General features: G+C 70.7%; 14 protein-coding genes. 8 read left to right on the plus strand and 6 right to left on the minus strand.

The features are described from left to right. Positions 1-320: 320 nt before the first annotated feature. A complete protein-coding gene (glnA, locus tag ACRQ4C_RS08275) occupies positions 321-1,745 on the minus strand; it encodes a type I glutamate--ammonia ligase (RefSeq protein ID WP_058724294.1) in 1,425 nt (474 codons plus the stop codon). 142 nt (positions 1,746-1,887) lie between these two features. On the opposite strand from glnA, the gene ACRQ4C_RS08280 reads away from it, so the two are divergent. Next, on the plus strand, positions 1,888-2,343 hold the full coding sequence (locus tag ACRQ4C_RS08280) for an RDD family protein (RefSeq protein ID WP_290131904.1): 456 nt from the start codon (positions 1,888-1,890) through the stop codon (positions 2,341-2,343). 76 nt (positions 2,344-2,419) lie between these two features. Here ACRQ4C_RS08280 and ACRQ4C_RS08285 read toward each other — a convergent pair whose 3' ends face one another. Continuing rightward, complete coding sequence (locus ACRQ4C_RS08285) at positions 2,420-3,133, minus strand: DUF4191 family protein (protein ID WP_290131903.1); 714 nt, start codon at positions 3,131-3,133, stop codon at positions 2,420-2,422. Positions 3,134-3,259: 126 nt separating this feature from the next. On the opposite strand from ACRQ4C_RS08285, the gene ACRQ4C_RS08290 reads away from it, so the two are divergent. Next, a complete protein-coding gene (locus ACRQ4C_RS08290) occupies positions 3,260-4,066 on the plus strand; it encodes a hypothetical protein (protein ID WP_439690800.1) in 807 nt (268 codons plus the stop codon). Positions 4,067-4,207: 141 nt separating this feature from the next. Here the strand turns inward: ACRQ4C_RS08290 and sucB are convergent, their stop codons facing one another. The 3 genes from sucB to ACRQ4C_RS08305 all read right to left on the minus strand — a co-directional run bounded on the left by sucB (position 4,208) and on the right by ACRQ4C_RS08305 (position 8,801). After that, complete coding sequence (gene sucB / locus ACRQ4C_RS08295; protein WP_439690801.1) at positions 4,208-5,758, minus strand: 2-oxoglutarate dehydrogenase, E2 component, dihydrolipoamide succinyltransferase; 1,551 nt, start codon at positions 5,756-5,758, stop codon at positions 4,208-4,210. A 49-nt stretch (positions 5,759-5,807) separates the two neighbouring features. Beyond that, positions 5,808-7,181, minus strand: coding sequence for a dihydrolipoyl dehydrogenase (gene lpdA, locus ACRQ4C_RS08300; RefSeq protein ID WP_439690802.1), 1,374 nt, complete (start codon positions 7,179-7,181; stop codon positions 5,808-5,810). A 156-nt stretch (positions 7,182-7,337) separates the two neighbouring features. Next, positions 7,338-8,801, minus strand: a complete 1,464-nt coding sequence (locus ACRQ4C_RS08305) for a leucyl aminopeptidase (RefSeq protein ID WP_439690803.1) — start codon at positions 8,799-8,801, stop codon at positions 7,338-7,340. A gap of 75 nt (positions 8,802-8,876) precedes the next feature. On the opposite strand from ACRQ4C_RS08305, the gene ACRQ4C_RS08310 reads away from it, so the two are divergent. The 5 genes from ACRQ4C_RS08310 to ACRQ4C_RS08330 all read left to right on the plus strand — a co-directional run bounded on the left by ACRQ4C_RS08310 (position 8,877) and on the right by ACRQ4C_RS08330 (position 14,790). Continuing rightward, on the plus strand, positions 8,877-9,809 hold the full coding sequence (locus ACRQ4C_RS08310) for a proteasome assembly chaperone family protein (RefSeq protein ID WP_290131898.1): 933 nt from the start codon (positions 8,877-8,879) through the stop codon (positions 9,807-9,809). Between the two features lie 155 nt (positions 9,810-9,964). Continuing rightward, positions 9,965-11,284: an MFS transporter gene (locus ACRQ4C_RS08315; RefSeq protein WP_439690804.1), complete on the plus strand. Its 1,320-nt coding sequence runs from the start codon at positions 9,965-9,967 to the stop codon at positions 11,282-11,284. 191 nt (positions 11,285-11,475) lie between these two features. Next, positions 11,476-12,756, plus strand: a complete 1,281-nt coding sequence (locus ACRQ4C_RS08320; RefSeq protein ID WP_439690805.1) for an RNA polymerase sigma factor — start codon at positions 11,476-11,478, stop codon at positions 12,754-12,756. Positions 12,757-12,760: 4 nt separating this feature from the next. After that, positions 12,761-14,020: a MurT ligase domain-containing protein gene (locus tag ACRQ4C_RS08325; RefSeq protein ID WP_400413798.1), complete on the plus strand. Its 1,260-nt coding sequence runs from the start codon at positions 12,761-12,763 to the stop codon at positions 14,018-14,020. Then, positions 14,017-14,790 (plus strand): type 1 glutamine amidotransferase, encoded by a 774-nt coding sequence (locus ACRQ4C_RS08330; protein ID WP_439690806.1) that lies wholly within the window; start codon positions 14,017-14,019, stop codon positions 14,788-14,790. Before ACRQ4C_RS08325 ends, ACRQ4C_RS08330 begins: the two co-directional genes overlap by 4 nt. A 100-nt stretch (positions 14,791-14,890) precedes the next feature. Here ACRQ4C_RS08330 and ACRQ4C_RS08335 read toward each other — a convergent pair whose 3' ends face one another. Further along, positions 14,891-15,115 carry a DUF7455 domain-containing protein gene (locus ACRQ4C_RS08335; RefSeq protein WP_058725269.1) on the minus strand — a complete coding sequence of 75 codons (225 nt, stop codon included), beginning with the start codon at positions 15,113-15,115 and terminating at the stop codon, positions 14,891-14,893. Between the two features lie 190 nt (positions 15,116-15,305). Between ACRQ4C_RS08335 and ACRQ4C_RS08340 the strand changes: the two genes are divergently transcribed. Further along, positions 15,306-17,423 (plus strand): DNA gyrase/topoisomerase IV subunit B, encoded by a 2,118-nt coding sequence (locus ACRQ4C_RS08340; protein ID WP_400413803.1) that lies wholly within the window; start codon positions 15,306-15,308, stop codon positions 17,421-17,423. Positions 17,424-17,551: the final 128 nt, after the last annotated feature.

A 17,551-nucleotide genomic window follows, 5' to 3' on the forward strand; every position in this document is an offset into this window, starting at 1 on the left:
TCCTGCCACCGCAACGAGCGGGGTCCGTGCCGGGGGCGGCGCGGGCCCCGCTCCGTCGTGCGCCCCGCGCGGCCGCGGTACGGCGGCGCGATCTGTCGCTTTCGCGAAAGCGACAGATCGCGCCGGAACGTTCGCGCGGGACTGTCGCTTTCGCGGGATCTCCGTGGCGGGCTGACGCGCATCTGTCGCTTCCGCAGTGGACGCAACCGACTGGAGGCGCGGTGCCGGTCCGCCGGACCGGCACCGCGCCTCCAGACCGGGTCGCCACACATGCGGAAGGCCCCCGCACCTGACGGTGCGGGGGCCTTCGTCGTCGTGCGTCAGACCCCGAAGTACAGTTCGTACTCGAACGGGTGCGGGCGCTGCGCGAGCGGGAGGATCTCGTTCTCACGCTTGTAGTCGATCCAGGTCTGGATGAGGTCCTCGGTGAAGACGTTGCCCTTCGTGAGGAACTCGTGGTCCGCCTCGAGCGCCTCGAGCGCCTCGTCGAGGGAGCCCGGCACCTGCGGGATGCCCTTGGCCTCCTCCGGCGGGAGCTCGTAGAGGTCCTTGTCGACCGGCTCGTGCGGCTCGATGCGGTTCTGGATGCCGTCGAGGCCCGCCATGAGCTGCGCGGCGAACGCGAGGTACGGGTTGCCCGAGGCGTCCGGCGCGCGGAACTCGATGCGCTTGGCCTTGGGGTTCGTGCCCGTGATCGGGATGCGGATCGCAGCGGAGCGGTTGCCGGCCGAGTAGACCAGGTTGACCGGCGCCTCGAAGCCCTTGACCAGACGGTGGTACGAGTTGATCGACGGGTTCGTGAACGCGAGCAGCGCCGGAGCGTGCTTCAGGATGCCGCCGATGTACCAGCGCGCGACGTCCGAGAGGCCGCCGTAGCCGTTCTCGTCGTAGAACAGCGGCTTGCCGTCGTTCCACAGCGACTGGTGGGTGTGCATGCCCGAGCCGTTGTCCCCGAAGAGCGGCTTCGGCATGAACGTGGCGACCTTGCCCCACTGGTCCGCCGTGTTCTTGACGATGTACTTGAACTTCAGGATGTCGTCCGCGGCGTGGACCATCGTGTCGAACTTGTAGTTGATCTCCTGCTGGCCGCCGGTGCCCACCTCGTGGTGCGAGCGCTCGAGCTCGAAGCCCGCCTCGATCAGCTTGAGGGTGATGTCGTCGCGGAGGTCAGCCGTCTTGTCGACGGGGGAGACGGGGAAGTAGCCGCCCTTGTACGGGGTCTTGTTGGCGAGGTTGCCGCCCTCTTCCTCGCGGCCGGTGTTCCACGCGCCCTCCTCCGAGTCGACGCTGTAGAACGACTTGTTCTGCGTGACCGAGTAGCGGACGTCGTCGAAGATGTAGAACTCGGCCTCGGGGGCGAAGAACGCGGTGTCCGCGATGCCCGTCGACGCGAGGTACTTCTCCGCCTTCTTGGCGACCTGACGCGGGTCGCGGCCGTAGATCTCGCCGTTCCGCGGGTTGTAGATGTCGAAGATCATGATCAGCGTGCGCTCGGCGCGGAACTGGTCGATGTAGGCCGTCGTCACGTCGGGGATGAGCTGCATGTCCGACTCGTGGATCGACGCGAAGCCGCGGATCGACGAACCGTCGAAGAGCTGTCCGACCGAGAAGAAGTCCTCGTCGACCGTCGACGCCGGGATGTTGAAGTGCTGCTGGACACCGGGGAGGTCCGTGAAGCGGATGTCGAGGAACTTGACGTCCGTGTCCTTGATGAAGGCGAGCACCTCGGAGGAATCGCTGAACATGTGTGTCGATCTCCTGTGGGGTTGGGTGATGTCGGCAGGGACCTTTCGGCACCCTCCGACGAGGCTATTGACACCGAGTTTCCCGGACGTGACTGCATTGTTTCGTGCGTGTTACGCGGCGGCGCTCGCCTACGCTTGGAGCATGCCCCGCAGCACCTCCCCGTCGTCGTCCGCCGCCCCGCACCCCGACGGTTGGCCCGGCAAGGACCTCGGGCTCCCGGAGGACGGGCCGCGCAGCGTCGGGCGGATCGGCCGGCGCGTCGTCGCACTGCTCATCGACGGGGCCCTCGCCGACCTCGTGGCCTACGTCACCGGCGTCTGGTCGCCGGTGAACGGATCCGGCGACATCGCGCACTCGTGGATCCAGATCGCCATCTTCGCCGCGCTGCAGGTCCTGTTCATCTGCCTGCTGTCGGGCTCGTTCGGGCACATCTGCGTCGGCCTCCGTGTCGTGCCGCTCCGAGGTGGCTACGTCGGGGTGTGGCGTCCGGTGGTCCGGACGGTGCTCCTCTGCCTCGTCGTGCCGGCGCTCATCATCGACCGCGACAGCCGAGGTGCACACGACCGGATCGCCGGGACCGTGCTCGTCCGGCGCTGACCCGTCCCGCGCCCCGCACGCAGAACGCCCCCGACCGAGGTGGTCGGGGGCGTTCCGTGTGTACCGGGTCCGCGGATCAGCGCGGGCGGCCGGCGCGTGCCCGCATCGGGTCCATGCCCTTCGGGATGGCGGCGGCCGGGCTCTGCGTCAGCGAGTCGAGCCGGTTGGCGACCGCGAGGACCTCGCTGCGGTTGAGCGCCTTCTTGAACTTGTTCATCGCGCGGGGGAGCTTGTGCAGCGTGACGGCGTCGTCGCCGCCACCGACGTGCACGACGTGCACCGGGACGTTCGGGACGATGCGCTGCACCTTGCGACGCTCCTCGTCCACCTGACGGGTGAGGTTGCCGAGCTGGCCCTCGGTGATGAGGACGACGCCGGGGGTGCCGACGGCGCGGTACACGGCGGCCTGCGAACGACCGTGCACGGCCACCGGCATCTCGCTCGAGCGCCACTGGCGACGGAGCGAGTTCGAGAGGACGGCGCCGACGGCACCGGGCTGGCCCTCGATCTGCGAGTACGCGGCGCGCTCGGCGAGGCGGCCGAGGACGATGAGGAAGAGCAGGACGCCGAGCAGGACACCCGCGACGATCCAGAGGAGGACCGCGAGCCAGTTCTGACCCGGCAGCAGCAGTGCCAGGAGGACGCCGAGGACGACGGGGACCAGGAACGCGAGGGCGAACCACCAGACGGACGTCGGGTCGGCCCGACGGGTCATCTGGAAGACCTGGTACATCTGCTTGAGACGACCCGGCTCCTTCGCCTTCGTGTCGGAAGAACTGCTGCGTGCCATGCACACAGGATACGGCCTGAGCAGGCACTCCGAGACCGGCTCGGAGGAGGCTGTGGGCGAACGGCGTCGCTCCACAGTCGTCCGTGCGGAGACCCACGCCGGTGCAGCCGGTACGAGCATCGACGCGTGGACACGGACGAGGAGCGCAGGACCTGGTGGGCGGCCACGTCCGAGGAGTCCTTCCTCGCCTGGGTCGCTGCCCGTTCAGCGGCGACGGAGCGGCACCTCGGACCAGTGCTCGCGGTCGGTCGCAGCGGCGCGGGCGTCCTGGTCGCCGAGACGTTGCAACCCGCCGGCCCGTCGATCGCGGCGGCGCTCGACCGTCTCGGGACACCCAGCGTCGGCGTCGCGGTCACCCTGACCACGCCGCTGCTCGACCTGGCCGTCGCCGCGTCGCGCGGGGCGGTCCTGCTCGGACGTGCGCGCCCCGACGACGTCGTGGTGGACGACTCCGGAGCCGTGGTGTTCTGCGACCGGCCGACGGGTGCCGCAGCGCTCGTCGCCGGGGCGAGCGCCGACACGGGTCTCGTCGAGGGCGTCACCGCGCTGCTGCTCGCCGTCCGGGTCGTGTGGGAGCGGGTCGACCCGCGGGAGCCCTGCCGTCCGGGCGTCGACGCAGCTCTCGTCGCGGCGCGGTCCGGCGACCCGGGCGCGCTCCACGTCCTCCTGGAGACCGTGCGGGCTGCCGGGGCTCCGCGGCCGGTGCGCTGGGATCCGCCGGCGGGACTCTTCACCTTCGAGGAGGCGGTGCCGTCCGCCCCCGGGACGCTGTCGGACCAGTCCGTCGTCGACGCGGCGATCGGCCGGGTGCGGGACCTCGTCGAGCGCGGCGTACCGGTCGGCCGACGGCGGTTGCCGGTGCGACAGGTCGTCGTCGGTGTCGTGGTCGCGGCCGGACTGGCGGCCGCCGCGGTGACGGCACTCGGCGGGTGACGTGCGGGCGCGGCGCGGTCCGTCCTGTCGGGGACGCGGAACGGCCCCGCTCCCTGGGGAGCGGGGCCGTTCCGTCGAGCCGGGCCGGAGCGCCGGGTCTCAGCGCCCGAGGGCTGTGGTGCGGTGCCCGAGGGCAGTGCCTCAGTAGCCCAGGTTCGGGGCGAAGTTGCCCTCCTCGAGGCGGTTCTTGACCGCGACGAGGTAGCGCGACGCGTCCGCACCGTCGATGATGCGGTGGTCGTACGACAGCGCGAGGTAGACGAACGAACGGATCGCGATCGCCTCCTGTCCGTCGACCTTCACGACTGCCGGACGCTTCGTCACGATGCCCGTGCCGAGGATCGCCGACTGCGGGAGGAACACCACGGGGGTGTCGAACAGCGCGCCGCGCGAACCGGTGTTCGTCAGCGTGAAGGTGCCGCCCGCGAGCTCGTCCGGCTTGAGCTGGTTGTTGCGCGTGCGCTCGGCCAGGTCGGCGATCGACTGCGAGAACTGCGCCAGGTTCAACGACGCAGCGTCCTTGATCACCGGGGTGAGCAGACCGCGCTCGGTGTCGACCGCGATCGAGACGTTCTCGGTCTCCGGGTACACGATCTCGTCGCCGTCGACCGTCGAGTTGATCTTCGGGTGCGCCTTGAGCGCCTCCGACGCCGCGAGGGCGAAGAACGGCATGAAGGAGAGCTTCGAGCCGGTCTTCTCGAGGAACTCGGCCTTGTGCGCGTCGCGGAACTGCGCCACCTTCGTGACGTCGACCTCGACGACGCTCGTGAGCTGCGCGGTCGAGGTCATCGACTGCACGGCACGCTCGGCCACGACCTTGCGGAGCCGGGTCATCTTCTCGCGGGTGCCACGGAGCGGCGACACCTCGGCGACGAAGGGACCGGACGGAGCCGCTGCGGCCTGACCGCCACCGGCGGCGGGCTTCGCGGCTGCGGCGGCGAGGACGTCCTCCTTGCGGATGCGTCCGCCGACACCGGAGCCGGTCACGGTCGACAGATCGACGCCCTGCTCGTTCGCGAGCTTGCGCACGAGCGGGGTGACGTAGCCGGAGGCCGAGCCGTCCTGCGTCGGGTTCGGCACGGACGCCGACTGGCCGGAGGCGGCCGGAGCGGCGGCAGGGGCCGGCGCGGCTGCAGGAGCCGGGACGGCTGCCGGGGGAGCGGCGGCGGGCGGCGGGACCGGAGCGGCCTGCGGCACCGGAGCGGCGGCCGGCGGAGCGGACGGCGCCTGCGGGGCGGCGGGCTGCGTCTGGCCGCCCGGGGCGGGCTCGGCCTGCTGCGGCTCGGGAGCCTTCTGCTCCTCCTGCTGCTCAGTGCTCGGGGCCGGCTCGGGCTCGGTGGCGTCGGCCTGGGCCTCGTCGGAACCCTGCGCGGAAGCGTCCTGCTCGGGTGCGCCCTGGTCGGAGGCACCCTGGTCGGCGCCGCCCTCGTCCGAGCCGCCGTCGGAGGAGCCGGAGCCGTCGCCGATCTTCACCAGCGCGGTGCCGACCTCGACGGTCTCGTCCTCCTGCACGAGGATCTCCTCCACGACGCCCGCGACGGGCGAGGGGATCTCGGTGTCGACCTTGTCGGTCGAGACCTCGAGCAGCGGCTCGTCGACCTCGACCCGGTCACCGACGTTCTTCAGCCATCGGGTCACCGTGCCCTCGGTGACGCTCTCGCCGAGCGCCGGGAGGTTGACGGATTCGCTCATCGGGTGGACTCCTCTTCGCAGGGGTGGATCGTGGTGGTGGTCATGGTGTTCACAGGGCGTGCAGCGGCTTGCCCGCGAGGTGCAGGAACGCCTCGCCCAGCGCCTCGTTCTGCGTGGGGTGTCCGTGGACCAGGGGAGCGATGTCCTCCGGGTAGGCCTCCCAGTTGACGGCGAGCTGTGCCTCGCCGATGAGCTCGCCGACGCGGGCGCCGATCATGCTGACGCCGACGACGGGGCCGTCGACCACGCGGACGACCTTGACCGAGCCGGACGTGCCGATGATGTGGCTCTTGCCGTTGCCGGCGAGGTTGTACTCGTAGGAGTCCACCTTGTCGGCGCCGAACTGCTCCTCGGCCTTCGCCTGGGAGAGCCCGACGGACGCGACCTCGGGGTCGGAGTACGTGATCTTCGGGATGTTCGTGTCGGAGATGACGACCGGGTTCAGACCGGCGATCTCCTCGGCGACGAAGATGCCCTGCTGGAAGCCGCGGTGCGCGAGCTGCAGGCCCGGGACGATGTCGCCGACGGCGTACACGTTCGGGACGTTCGTGGCGAGGCGCTCGTTCGTCGTGACGAACCCGCGGTCCATCGTGACGCCGACCTCCTCGAAGCCCATGTTCTGGGTGAGGGGGCCGCGACCGACGGCGACGAGCATGACGTCGCCCTCGAAGGTCTTGCCGTCCTCGAGCGTGACGACCACACCGTTCTCGTGCTGCTCGACGCTCTGGAAGCGGACACCGAGCGAGAACTCGATGCCGCGCTTGCGGAACGCGCGCTCGAGCTGCTTCGACATGGACTCGTCCTCGGCCGGGACGAGGTGGGGCAGCGCCTCCACGATCGTGACCTCGGCGCCGAAGGACTTCCAGACGCTCGCGAACTCGACGCCGATGACGCCGCCACCGAGGATGACGACCTTGTTCGGGACGTAGTCCATCTTGAGCGCGGTCTCGGAGGTGATGACCCGGCCGCCGATCTCCAGCCCGGGGAGGGACCGCGAGTAGGAACCCGTGGCGAGCACGACGTTCTTGCCGGTGACGGTCTGGTCGCCGACCTGCACGGTGTTCGGGGCGGTCAGGCGACCCCAGCCCTCGACCACGGTGATCCCCCGCGCCTTGATGAGGCCCTGGAGGCCCTTGTACTTGGACGAGATGACGCCCTGCTGGTACTCGATGACCTTGGGCACCTCGACGCCGGCGAACTCGGCGATGACGCCGTACTTCTCGGCGTCACGGGTGCCGTCGGCGATCTCCGCTGCGTGCAGGAGCGCCTTCGTCGGGATGCACCCGCGGTGCAGACACGTCCCCCCGAGCTTGTCTCCCTCGATGAGCGCGACGCTCATCCCGAGCTCGGCGGCCCGGAGCGCTGCGGCGTACCCACCGCTGCCGCCACCGAGGACCACGACGTCGTAAGTCTGTTCCGTCACCTGGTGCAACTCCCTCGTGCGTGTTCGGGACCGGTCAGGCCCCGTGGACACCGCGGCGAGCGGCGTCCCACGGTCGGACCGTGTGGTTCCGGTCCCGTCCCGTGTGGGTCCGGCGGGGTGCGCGCACACGCGGCCGCCCCGCCGGACTCAAACCTACTACTTGGACTGGAGCTCTTCTGCGAGGCTGATGAGTGTCCGGACCATGACGCCCGTGGCGCCCTTGCCGACCCACCCGTAGCCGCCGCCCTTGTGCTCCGAGGGCCCCGCGATGTCGAGGTGCGCCCACGGGATGCCCTCGCCCACGAACCGCTCGAGGAACTTGCCCGCGAGGAGCATGCCGCCCGCCGGGTTGCCGACGGTCGCGTTGACCATGTCGGCCACGTCGCTCGCGAGTCGGGCGTCGAGCTCCTCGGGCAGCGGCATCGGCCAGATCGGCTCGGCCACGGCGTCCGCGATTGCGCGGACCTGTGCCACGAGGTCGTCGCTGCCCATCAGGCCGGTGGTGCGGTCGCCGAGCGCCACGACCTGCGCGCCGGTGAGTGTCGCGACGTCGACGATCGCGTCCGGGCGCTCGAGGGACGCCGCGGCCATGCCGTCACCGAGGACGAGACGGCCCTCGGCGTCGGTGTTCGTGACCTCGACGGTCTTGCCGTTCTTGAGCGTCAGGACGTCGCCGGGGCGGGTGGCCGAGCCGGACGGCATGTTCTCGGCGAGGCACAGCCACGCGGTGACCTTCGTGTCGAGGCCGAGCTTCGCGGCGGCGACCGTGGCGGCGAGGACCGTCGCGGCGCCGGTCATGTCGGTCTTCATGCCGAGCATCGAGGCGGCCGGCTTGAGCGAGAGGCCGCCCGAGTCGAACGTGATGCCCTTCCCGACGAGCGCGAGGTGCCTCGACGCGGACTCCGGGGCGTACCGGACGACGACGAGACGCGGCGGACGGACCGAACCGCGGCCGACCCCTGCGATGCCGCCGAAGCCCTGCGCCTCGAGCTCGTGTTCGTCGAGCACCTCGACGGTGAGCGGCAGGTCCGCGGCGAGCCCCTGCGCGACGTCCGCGACGTCGGACGGGCCGAGGTCGCCGGCGGCGGTGTTCACGAGGTCACGGACGGTCGACGCGGCCTCCGCCACGACGGACGCGCGGGTCGTGTCGACCTCGACGCCGGCGGGCGCCACGACCGCGATGCGCTGGTCTCCGCGGGCGGGCCCGGTGGTGCCGGTGCCCTTGTGGGCGGTGAAGGCGTAGGAGCCGAGGGCGGCCCCCTCGAGCGCCGCCTCGACGAGCTCGGCGGAGTCGGTCGGCAGGGCGATCGCGATGGACCCGACGAGCGGGAGCTGCCGGACCGCGCTGCCGGCGGCGCTCCGCACGGCGGCAGCGTCGGTGGCGGCGCCGAGACCGACGAGGGCGACCGAGGACGCGGCGACGCCCGTCCCCGGGAGGCGGACGAGCTGGTCCTTCGCGCCCGTGACGCCGATCGCGGAGAGGTCGAGGTCGCCGAGGAAGTCGGCGCCGACGGTGGTCGCGGGACCGCCGTCGACCCCCGGCCGGACACCGACGACGAGGACGTCGGCCTCCGTCCCTGCTGCGGCGGACGAGACGGTGGAGAGGATCGGTCGGACCATGCCCCAACCCTATCCACGCACTGTTCGCTGTCGGCGTGGCCGGGCATCCCGGGCCGCGGTGCACGCCCGCCTAGCATGGGGACGGTGAACCACCCCGAGGACCTCTACTCGTTCGTCGACGGCGCCCCCGAGGTGCCGGCGGGCCTCCACCTCGTCGCTGCGCTGACCGGCTTCGCCGACGCGGGAGCCGCGGTGGCGCAGGTCACGACGGCGATCGAGGGCACCCTCGAGGCGACGACCATCGTCGAGTTCGACCCCGACGTCCTGCTCGACTGGCGCGCCCGTCGGCCGGTGATCACGTTCGAGCACGACCACATCGAGTCCGTCACGGTCCCGCGGCTCACGCTGTCCCTCGTGCGCGACGAGATCGGCCAGCCGTTCCTCTTCCTCTCCGGGTACGAGCCCGACTTCCGATGGAACGCCTTCGTCGCCGCGGTCACCGACCTCGCCGAGCGGCTGCAGGTCGTCGACACGACCTGGGTCCAGTCGATCCCGATGCCCGTGCCGCACACCCGTCCGATCCGCATGACCGTGTCCGGCACGCGCGCCGACCTCGTCGAGCAGATGAGCGTGTGGAAGCCGGAGACCCAGGCGCCGGCGAACGTGCTGCACCTCGTCGAGCACCGGCTCGCGCAGTCCGGACACGACGTGACCGGGCTGGTCCTGCTCGTGCCGCACTACCTCTCGGACACCGAGTTCCCCGACGCCGCGGTGGCTGCCCTGGCGGGGGTCTCCGCCGCGACCGGCCTCATCTTCCCGTCCGACGCCCTCCGCGAGGAAGGGCGCGAGTTCCTCGCCCGCGTCGACGAGCAGGTCGGCGGGAACGGCGAACTGCAGCGGCTCGTCTCGGTGCTCGAGGAGCGGCACGACGAGTACATGGCAGGCAACCCGATCGGCTCGCCGCTCACCGGCGTCGACGGCGAGGTGCCCTCCGCCGACGCGATCGCGGCGGAGCTCGAGCGGTTCCTGGCGGACCGGCGCGGGCAGGCGGACGGCACCGCCGACTGACGGGGTGACCGGCCGGCGGACGCGGGTGCTGCGGTCGACGCGTGACGGGCCTCCCGGCCGGTCCCTGCCTGGAGGCACGGTGCACGTCCGCCCCGCCCGTCGCGTTCTCCACAGCTCGCCCCCGGCGGCCGTGGCGGCGCCGGTAGCCTGGCCGGGTGAACTCGCGCCGTGCCTTCCTCGTCTGGGGCATCGCGGTGCTGGCCTACGTCCTCGCCGTGGTGCAGCGGTCCACGCTGGGCGTCTCCGGCGTGGACGCGCAGGAGCGCTTCGCGGTGTCCGCCGCCGTGCTGTCGACGCTCGCGGTGGTGCAGATCGCCGTGTACGCGGCGCTGCAGATCCCCGTCGGCATCGCGCTCGACCGGTTCGGGCCACGGCGGCTCGTGCTGCTCGGCGCGGTGCTCCTCGTCGTCGGGCAGGCGGTCGTCGCGGTGTCGCCGACGATCGGACCGGCCGTGGTCGGGCGCGTCCTCGTCGGCGCCGGTGACGCGATGACCTTCATCTCGGTGATCCGGCTCCTGCCGATGTGGTTCAGCGGGCGGATCCTGCCCCAGATCTCGCAGTGGACCGGCAACCTGGGGCAGGTCGGGCAGGTGCTCTCGGCGTTCCCGTTCGCGCTCCTGCTGCACACCACGGGCTGGGGCACGGCGTACGGGGTGGCCGCCGGCGCCGGGGCCGTCGGCCTGGTGCTCGCGTTCGTCTTCGTCCGCAACGGTCCGGTTCCGGTGCGCACCGGCGCGATCCCGCTGCCGCACTCGTGGGGCGGGGCGCTCCGGACCTTCGCGCACGCGGTCCGGCGCCCCGGGACGCAGCTCGGGTTCTGGTCGCACTACGTGACGCAGTCCTCCGGCACGGTCTTCTCGCTGCTGTGGGGCGTGCCGATGCTCCGCGGGCTCGGCTACACCCCGACCGAGGCCGCCGGCTTCCTCACCGTGATCGTCGTGACGGGGTTCGTCGCCGGGCCGTTGCTCGGTGTCCTCTGCGCCCGGTACCCGCTCCGCCGGTCGAACCTCGTGCTGGGGTGCGTGGCGCTCCTCGCCGTGGTGTGGACGGCGGTGCTGACCTGGCCGGGGCAGCCGCCGACCTGGTTGCTCGTGCTGCTCGTCGTCGCGATGGGCATCGGCGGACCGGGATCGCTCATCGGGTTCGACTTCGCCAGGTCCTTCAATCCGGTCGGCGCGCTCGGCTCGGCGAACGGGCTCGTGAACGTCGGGGGCTTCCTCGCCGCGTTCGTGATGATGTACCTCGTCGGCACGATCCTCGACGCCGCGTCCCACGCCACGGGGCAGACCGTCTTCGCCTGGGCGAACTTCCGGATCGCCCTCACCGTGCAGTACGTCGTCGTCGGCTTCGGGGTCGCGATGCTGCTGCACGCACGCCACCGGACCCGCCGTGTGCTGCACGAACAGGAGGGAATACGCGTCGGCCCGCTCTGGGTTGCACTGGTTGCACGTCTGCGGAAGCGCGGCGTGCAATAATGACTACCGGACCCATCGGGCCCCTCGTGACCAACCACTCCTCGGAGCGCGCGGAAACCCGGGGACTTGACATGGGTCCTAGTGCTGCCCGGATTGGTAGGACCGGCTGACGCGGGGGACTGCGGCGACGGCCCTGGGCGGCGAGGGAGGCCACGACCCCACGAACGTGGCACGACGAGAGAGGTGATCGCATGGCTGCCCGGAGCACGACGATCGATCCCACGAAGGACACCGAACCCGAGGGCACGGCGGCTGAGTCCGCCGAGGCCGAGGGCACGGCCGCGCCGAAGAAGCGCGCCACCAAGGCGCCGGCGAAGAAGGCCGCGCCGAAGAAGACCACCGCCAAGGGCGGGAAGAAGGCCAAGGCCGACGATGACGAGCTCGACGACGAGCCGGTCGAGCCCGTGGACGAGGCGGCGGACGACGCCACCGACGACGCCGACGCCGACGAAGAGGCCCCGAAGGACACCAAGGCCGAGGCCGCCGCGGTCGCCGCCGGCGCTCTCGTCATCTCGCAGTCCGACGACGACGAGGCCCCGGTCTACTCGACGACCATCACGGGGGCGACCGCCGACCCCGTCAAGGACTACCTGAAGCAGATCGGCAAGGTCGCGCTCCTCAACGCCGAGCAGGAGGTCGAGCTCGCGATGCGCATCGAGGCCGGCCTGTTCGCCGAGGACAAGCTGCAGCACTCGACGGGCCTCTCCAAGCCCAAGGAGCGCGAGCTCCGCTGGGTCGCCCGCGACGGTCAGCGCGCGAAGTCGCACCTGCTCGGCGCGAACCTCCGCCTCGTCGTGTCGCTCGCCAAGCGCTACACGGGCCGCGGCATGCAGTTCCTGGACCTCATCCAGGAGGGCAACCTGGGCCTCATCCGTGCCGTCGAGAAGTTCGACTACACGAAGGGCTTCAAGTTCTCGACCTACGCGACGTGGTGGATCCGCCAGGCGATCACCCGCGCGATGGCTGACCAGGCCCGCACCATCCGCATCCCGGTGCACATGGTCGAGGTCATCAACAAGCTCGCGCGCGTCCAGCGTCAGATGCTCCAGGACCTCGGTCGCGAGCCCACTCCGGAAGAGCTCGCCCGCGAGCTCGACATGACCCCGGAGAAGGTCGTCGAGGTCCAGAAGTACGGTCGCGAGCCGATCTCGCTGCACACGCCCCTGGGCGAGGACGGCGACTCGGAGTTCGGTGACCTCATCGAGGACACCGAGGCCGTCGTGCCGGCCGACGCGGTGGGCTTCACGATGCTGCAGAAGCAGCTCGAGAGCCTGCTCGACTCCCTGTCCGAGCGCGAGGCGGGCGTCATCCGCATGCGCTTCGGCCTCGGTGACGGTCAGCCGAAGACCCTCGACCAGATCGGTGACACGTTCGGCGTGACGCGCGAGCGCATCCGCCAGATCGAGTCGAAGACGATGGCGAAGCTCCGCCACCCGTCGCGGTCGCAGTCGCTGCGCGACTACCTCGAGTAGGCCGATGCGCTTCCTCATCCCGATCCTGGTCGGGCGGATCCTCCGTGCCCTCGCTCGTGCGCGGGGCGGAGGGTCCGCCTACCCCGGCTACATCGTCCTCAAGCTCGTGCCGGACTTCCTGCAACACGTGACGAAGCAGTTCCCGAACGGCGTCGTCTTCGTGCTCGGGTCGAACGGCAAGTCCACGACGACCCACATGATCTCCGACATCGTGCGGGCGCACGGCCTCCGGGTCTTCACGAACCCGTCCGGTGCGAACCTGCCGCAGGGCATCGCGTCGGCGCTCCTCTCCGAGGTGTCGCTGACCGGCAAGCTCAAGGCAGACATCGGCATCCTCGAGGTCGACGAGGCGTTCGCGGTCGAGCTCGCCGGCATCCTGTCGCCGTCCACGGTGACGATGCTGAACGTCCAGGTCGACCAGCTCTACCGGTTCTTCGAGACCGAGCGCGTCGCCACGATGATGCTCGACACCGCGGCCCTGTCGGCGCGGAACGTCATCACCAACCGCGACGACCAGTTCCTCGACGCGTACGCGGGCACGGCCGGGCAGCAGGTGCTCCGCTTCGGTGCCAGTGCCGAGGTCGTGGCCGCGGCCCCGAACGGCCTGCAGAACGCCGACGACTTCGACCGGCAGGACGCCGTGCCGAACGTCGCCGACGCCGAGGTCGTCGTGAACACCGGCGACGGTGCGACCATCCGGTTCGGCGGTGCGGACATCCCCGTGCGGCTCCCGGCCCGTGGCCTGCACTACGCCGTGGACGCCGCGGCCGCCACCGCCACCGCGAGCGCAGCCCTGGGCGACCAGTTCCGTGCGGACGCGGTCACGAAGGCGTTCGGCACGATGAAGCCGGCGTACGGCCGTGGCGAACGGCTCCCGATCGCCGGCGAGGCCGCCGAGTTCACGATGTTCAAGAACGCCGCGAGCCTCCAGCTGAACCTCGACGCGCTCCCGGACCGCCCCGAGCAGGTCCTCATGGCGATCGACGAGGGAACGCCGGACATCTCGTGGATCTACGACATCGACTTCTCGGCGCTCGACCACGTGGACGTCGTCTCCGGCGACAAGGCGTGGCAGATCGCGATCGCCCTCGAGCACGCCGGCGTCCGCATCGGCAAGGTCGAACCGGACGTCGAGGCTGCCATCCGGCACATGGAGCAGCTCGGCGCGACGTCGAGCGGGACGAAGAACTTCATCGTCAACTACGAGATCATGATGATCGCCCGCAAGGCCCTCGGCCACCCGGACATGGAGAAGACGGCATGACCGCCGACCGGTTGACCATCCTGCACGTGTACCCGCGGCAGATGGGCGTCTCGGGGGACCGCGGCAACGTCGCTGCCCTCGTCCGCCGTGCCGAGACCGCGGACATCGCCACCGAGGTCGTCGAGTACGCGCCGGGTGACACCCTGCCCACCGCTGCCGACGTCGTCGTGATCGGCAACGGGCCGCTCAGCGCCATGCGGTCCCTCGGGGGCGACGTCACCCGGGTCGGTGTGGCACTGCGCGACTTCGCGACCGCGGGCGTCCCGGTGGTGGCGGTCGGCGGCGGGTTCGACCTCGCCACGAACGCCGTCGTCGCGACCGACGGTGCCGACGTCCCGGGCTTCGGGGTGTTCGACGCCCGAGCCGTGCGCGGCGCCGAGCGTCGGGTGAACTACTTCGTGCTCGAGACCCGCTACCCGCTGCTCGGCGACGCCTCGACCCGCCTCGCGGGCTTCGAGGACCACGCGACGCGCATCGAGCTCGGCGACGGCGTGACGCCCTTCGCCGACGTCGTGTCGGGCGGCGGCAACCAGGCGGGCAGTCCGGTCGAGGGTGCGATCACCGGCACCTCGTTCGGCACCCACACCCAGGGTCCGATCCTGCCGCTCAACCCGCAGCTGACCGACGGCGTGCTCGCCGCCGCCACCGCGCGGCTCGGTCGCGAGTACACGCCGGACGCGCAGCGGACGGCGTCGATCGACCGGTACGCGCGCGAAGCGCGTGCGACCATCGACCGCTACGTCGACAAGGCGTTCAAGCGGATCGCCTGACGCGACGCGGGGTCACGCACCCCACGGCAGACGGGAGGCGCGGTGCCAGCTGGCACCGCGCCTCCCGTCTGTCACATGCGGACGCTGTCGCGTCCGGACGCTACTTCGACTCGTAGAGTCGGCTGCTCTCGTCGTGCCACTCGATGGCGGTGGCTGCGAGCTTGTCCTTGAACTCGGCGCCGTGGTGGGCGCAGAAGAGGAGCTCGCCGCTCGCCATGGTCGCTCGGATGTAGGCCTGCGCTCCGCAGCTGTCGCAGCGGTCAGCAGCGGTGAGCTGGTTGCTGCCGAATTCGTCGATGGAGAGGTCCTGCACGGTCTGGGTCATTGCTGTGCTCCTCACGGATCGCAGGGCGGGTGCCGGGTTTCCACCCAACGGGTGCCGGTTGCTGACCATTTGAACACGTGGTGCCTGGATGTACGGCATTTTCGGGGCACGTTTCGCTCAGCGCGGACCCACTGGCCCCAGACCGAGTGTCAGGGCGCTGGGCGTCGGTGGTGCTCAGTACGATCGGACGGTGAGCTCCGACTACTCTGCGCGCCATCTCTCCGTCCTCGAGGGGCTCGAGGCGGTCCGCAAGCGGCCGGGCATGTACATCGGCTCGACCGACTCCCGCGGCCTCATGCACTGCCTGTGGGAGATCATCGACAACTCCGTCGACGAAGCCCTCGCCGGGCACGGTGACGAGATCGGCGTGGTGCTGCACCCGGACGGCTCGGTCGAGGTCCGCGACACTGCTCGTGGCATCCCCGTCGACGTCGAGCCGAAGACCGGCCTGACCGGGGTCGAGGTCGTGTTCACGAAGCTCCACGCGGGCGGCAAGTTCGGCTCGGGCTCGTACGCGGCGTCCGGTGGTCTGCACGGTGTCGGGGCGTCGGTCGTCAACGCGCTGTCGGAGCGGCTCGACGTCGAGGTCGACCGCGGCGGCAAGACCTACGCGATGTCGTTCCACCGTGGTGAGCCGGGGACGTTCGCCGGTGACGGTCCCGATGCGCCCTTCACACCGTTCACGTCCGGCAGCGAGCTCCGGGTCGTCGGCAAGGTCAAGAAGGGCGTCACCGGGTCGCGCATCCGCTACTGGGCCGACAGGCAGATCTTCACGCCCGATGCCCGCTTCAGCACGCAGGACCTCGTCAACCGTGCGCGCCAGACGGCGTTCCTGGTCCCCGGGCTCGGGATCACCATCACGGACGCCCGACCGTCGTCGATCGAGGCGGCCGCGTCGCGTGCCGCCGCCACGGGTGCGCCGCTTGAGGACGGTCCGGTCATCGAGCGCTTCCGGTACGAGGGGGGCATCAGCGAGTTCGTCGAGCACCTCGCCGTCGACGGCGCCGTGACCGACGTCTGGCGCGTCCAGGGCACGGGCACCTTCACCGAGACCGTGCCGATGCTGGACGACAAGGGGCACATGGTGTCGACGTCGGTGTCGCGCGAGTGCGAGGTCGACCTGGCGCTGCGGTGGGGCAGCGGCTACGAGACGGTGTTCCGCAGCTTCGTGAACATCATCGCAACGCCGAAGGGCGGGACGCACCAGGCAGGCTTCGAGTCTGGTGTCGTCAAGGCGGTCCGCGCCCAGGTCGAGGCGAACGCCCGCAAGCTGAAGGTCGGGCAGGACAAGCTCGAGAAGGACGACGTGCTCGCCGGACTCACCGCGGTGCTCACCGTGCGCCTGCCCGAGCCGCAGTTCGAGGGCCAGACGAAGGAGGTCCTCGGCACGCCGGCGGTCCGGAAGATCGTCGACCAGGTGGTGTCGAAACGGCTCACCGAGATCCTCACCTCGACGCAGCGCACCGAGAAGGCCCAGGCCGCGACGTTGCTCGAGAAGGTCGTCGCGGAGATGAAGACCCGCATCTCGGCCCGGGCGCACAAGGAGACCCAGCGGCGGAAGAACGCGCTCGAGAACTCCTCGCTGCCGACCAAACTCGCCGACTGCCGCAAGCAGGACGCCGAGGGCACGGAGCTCTTCATCGTCGAGGGCGACTCCGCGCTCGGCACCGCGAAGCTCGCGCGGAACAGCGAGTACCAGGCGCTGCTGCCGATCCGGGGCAAGATCCTCAACGTGCAGAAGGCCTCGGTCTCGGACATGCTGTCGAACGCCGAGTGCGCGTCGATCATCCAGGTCATCGGCGCTGGCTCGGGTCGGACGTTCGAGATCGACCAGGCGCGCTACGGCAAGATCATCATCATGTCCGACGCCGACGTCGACGGCGCCCACATCCGCACGCTCCTGCTCACGCTCTTCTTCCGGTACATGCGCCCGATGATCGAGCAGGGCCGGGTCTTCGCTGCCGTGCCGCCGCTGCACCGGGTCGTCGTGGTGAACCGCGGCAAGGCGAACGACACGCTGTACACCTACTCCGAGGCCGAGCTGCAGGCGGTCCTGAAGAAGCTCGAGAAGCAGGGCAAGAAGTACCAGGAGCCGATCCAGCGATACAAGGGCCTCGGGGAGATGGACGCCGACCAGCTCGCCGAGACCACGATGGACCGCACACACCGGACCCTCCGACGGGTGAACGTGCCCGATGCCGAGAACGCTGCGAAGGTGTTCGAGCTGCTGATGGGGAACGACGTCGCGCCGCGCAAGGAGTTCATCCTCGCCGGCGAGGGGCTCGACCGCGACCGTATCGACGCGTAGCGCGCTGCGACGCGCATCGTGCCGCGTCGTCGTCCGTGCCGCGAAAGCGACAGGGTCCCGCGTGTGTACGGCCACACTTTGTCGCTTCGGCGGGTTGATCCGGGTCCGTGCACCGCGCGGCGTGCGAC

The sequence above is a fragment of the Curtobacterium sp. SP.BCp genome (assembly GCF_051903255.1).
Lineage (GTDB): Bacteria > Actinomycetota > Actinomycetes > Actinomycetales > Microbacteriaceae > Curtobacterium.

Bases quoted from the DNA above. Each gene is read 5' to 3' on its own strand.
- ACRQ4C_RS08285 (WP_290131903.1), bottom strand. From the start codon at position 3,133: ATGGCACGCAGCAGTTCTTCCGACACGAAGGCGAAGGAGCCGGGTCGT.
- ACRQ4C_RS08325 (WP_400413798.1), top strand. From the start codon at position 12,761: ATGCGCTTCCTCATCCCGATCCTGGTCGGGCGGATCCTCCGTGCCCTC.
- ACRQ4C_RS08305 (WP_439690803.1), bottom strand. From the start codon at position 8,801: ATGGTCCGACCGATCCTCTCCACCGTCTCGTCCGCCGCAGCAGGGACG.
- ACRQ4C_RS08320 (WP_439690805.1), top strand. From the start codon at position 11,476: ATGGCTGCCCGGAGCACGACGATCGATCCCACGAAGGACACCGAACCC.
- ACRQ4C_RS08330 (WP_439690806.1), top strand. From the start codon at position 14,017: ATGACCGCCGACCGGTTGACCATCCTGCACGTGTACCCGCGGCAGATG.
- ACRQ4C_RS08310 (WP_290131898.1), top strand. From the start codon at position 8,877: ATGGGGACGGTGAACCACCCCGAGGACCTCTACTCGTTCGTCGACGGC.
- ACRQ4C_RS08280 (WP_290131904.1), top strand. From the start codon at position 1,888: ATGCCCCGCAGCACCTCCCCGTCGTCGTCCGCCGCCCCGCACCCCGAC.
- glnA (WP_058724294.1), bottom strand. From the start codon at position 1,745: ATGTTCAGCGATTCCTCCGAGGTGCTCGCCTTCATCAAGGACACGGAC.
- sucB (WP_439690801.1), bottom strand. From the start codon at position 5,758: ATGAGCGAATCCGTCAACCTCCCGGCGCTCGGCGAGAGCGTCACCGAG.
- ACRQ4C_RS08335 (WP_058725269.1), bottom strand. From the start codon at position 15,115: ATGACCCAGACCGTGCAGGACCTCTCCATCGACGAATTCGGCAGCAAC.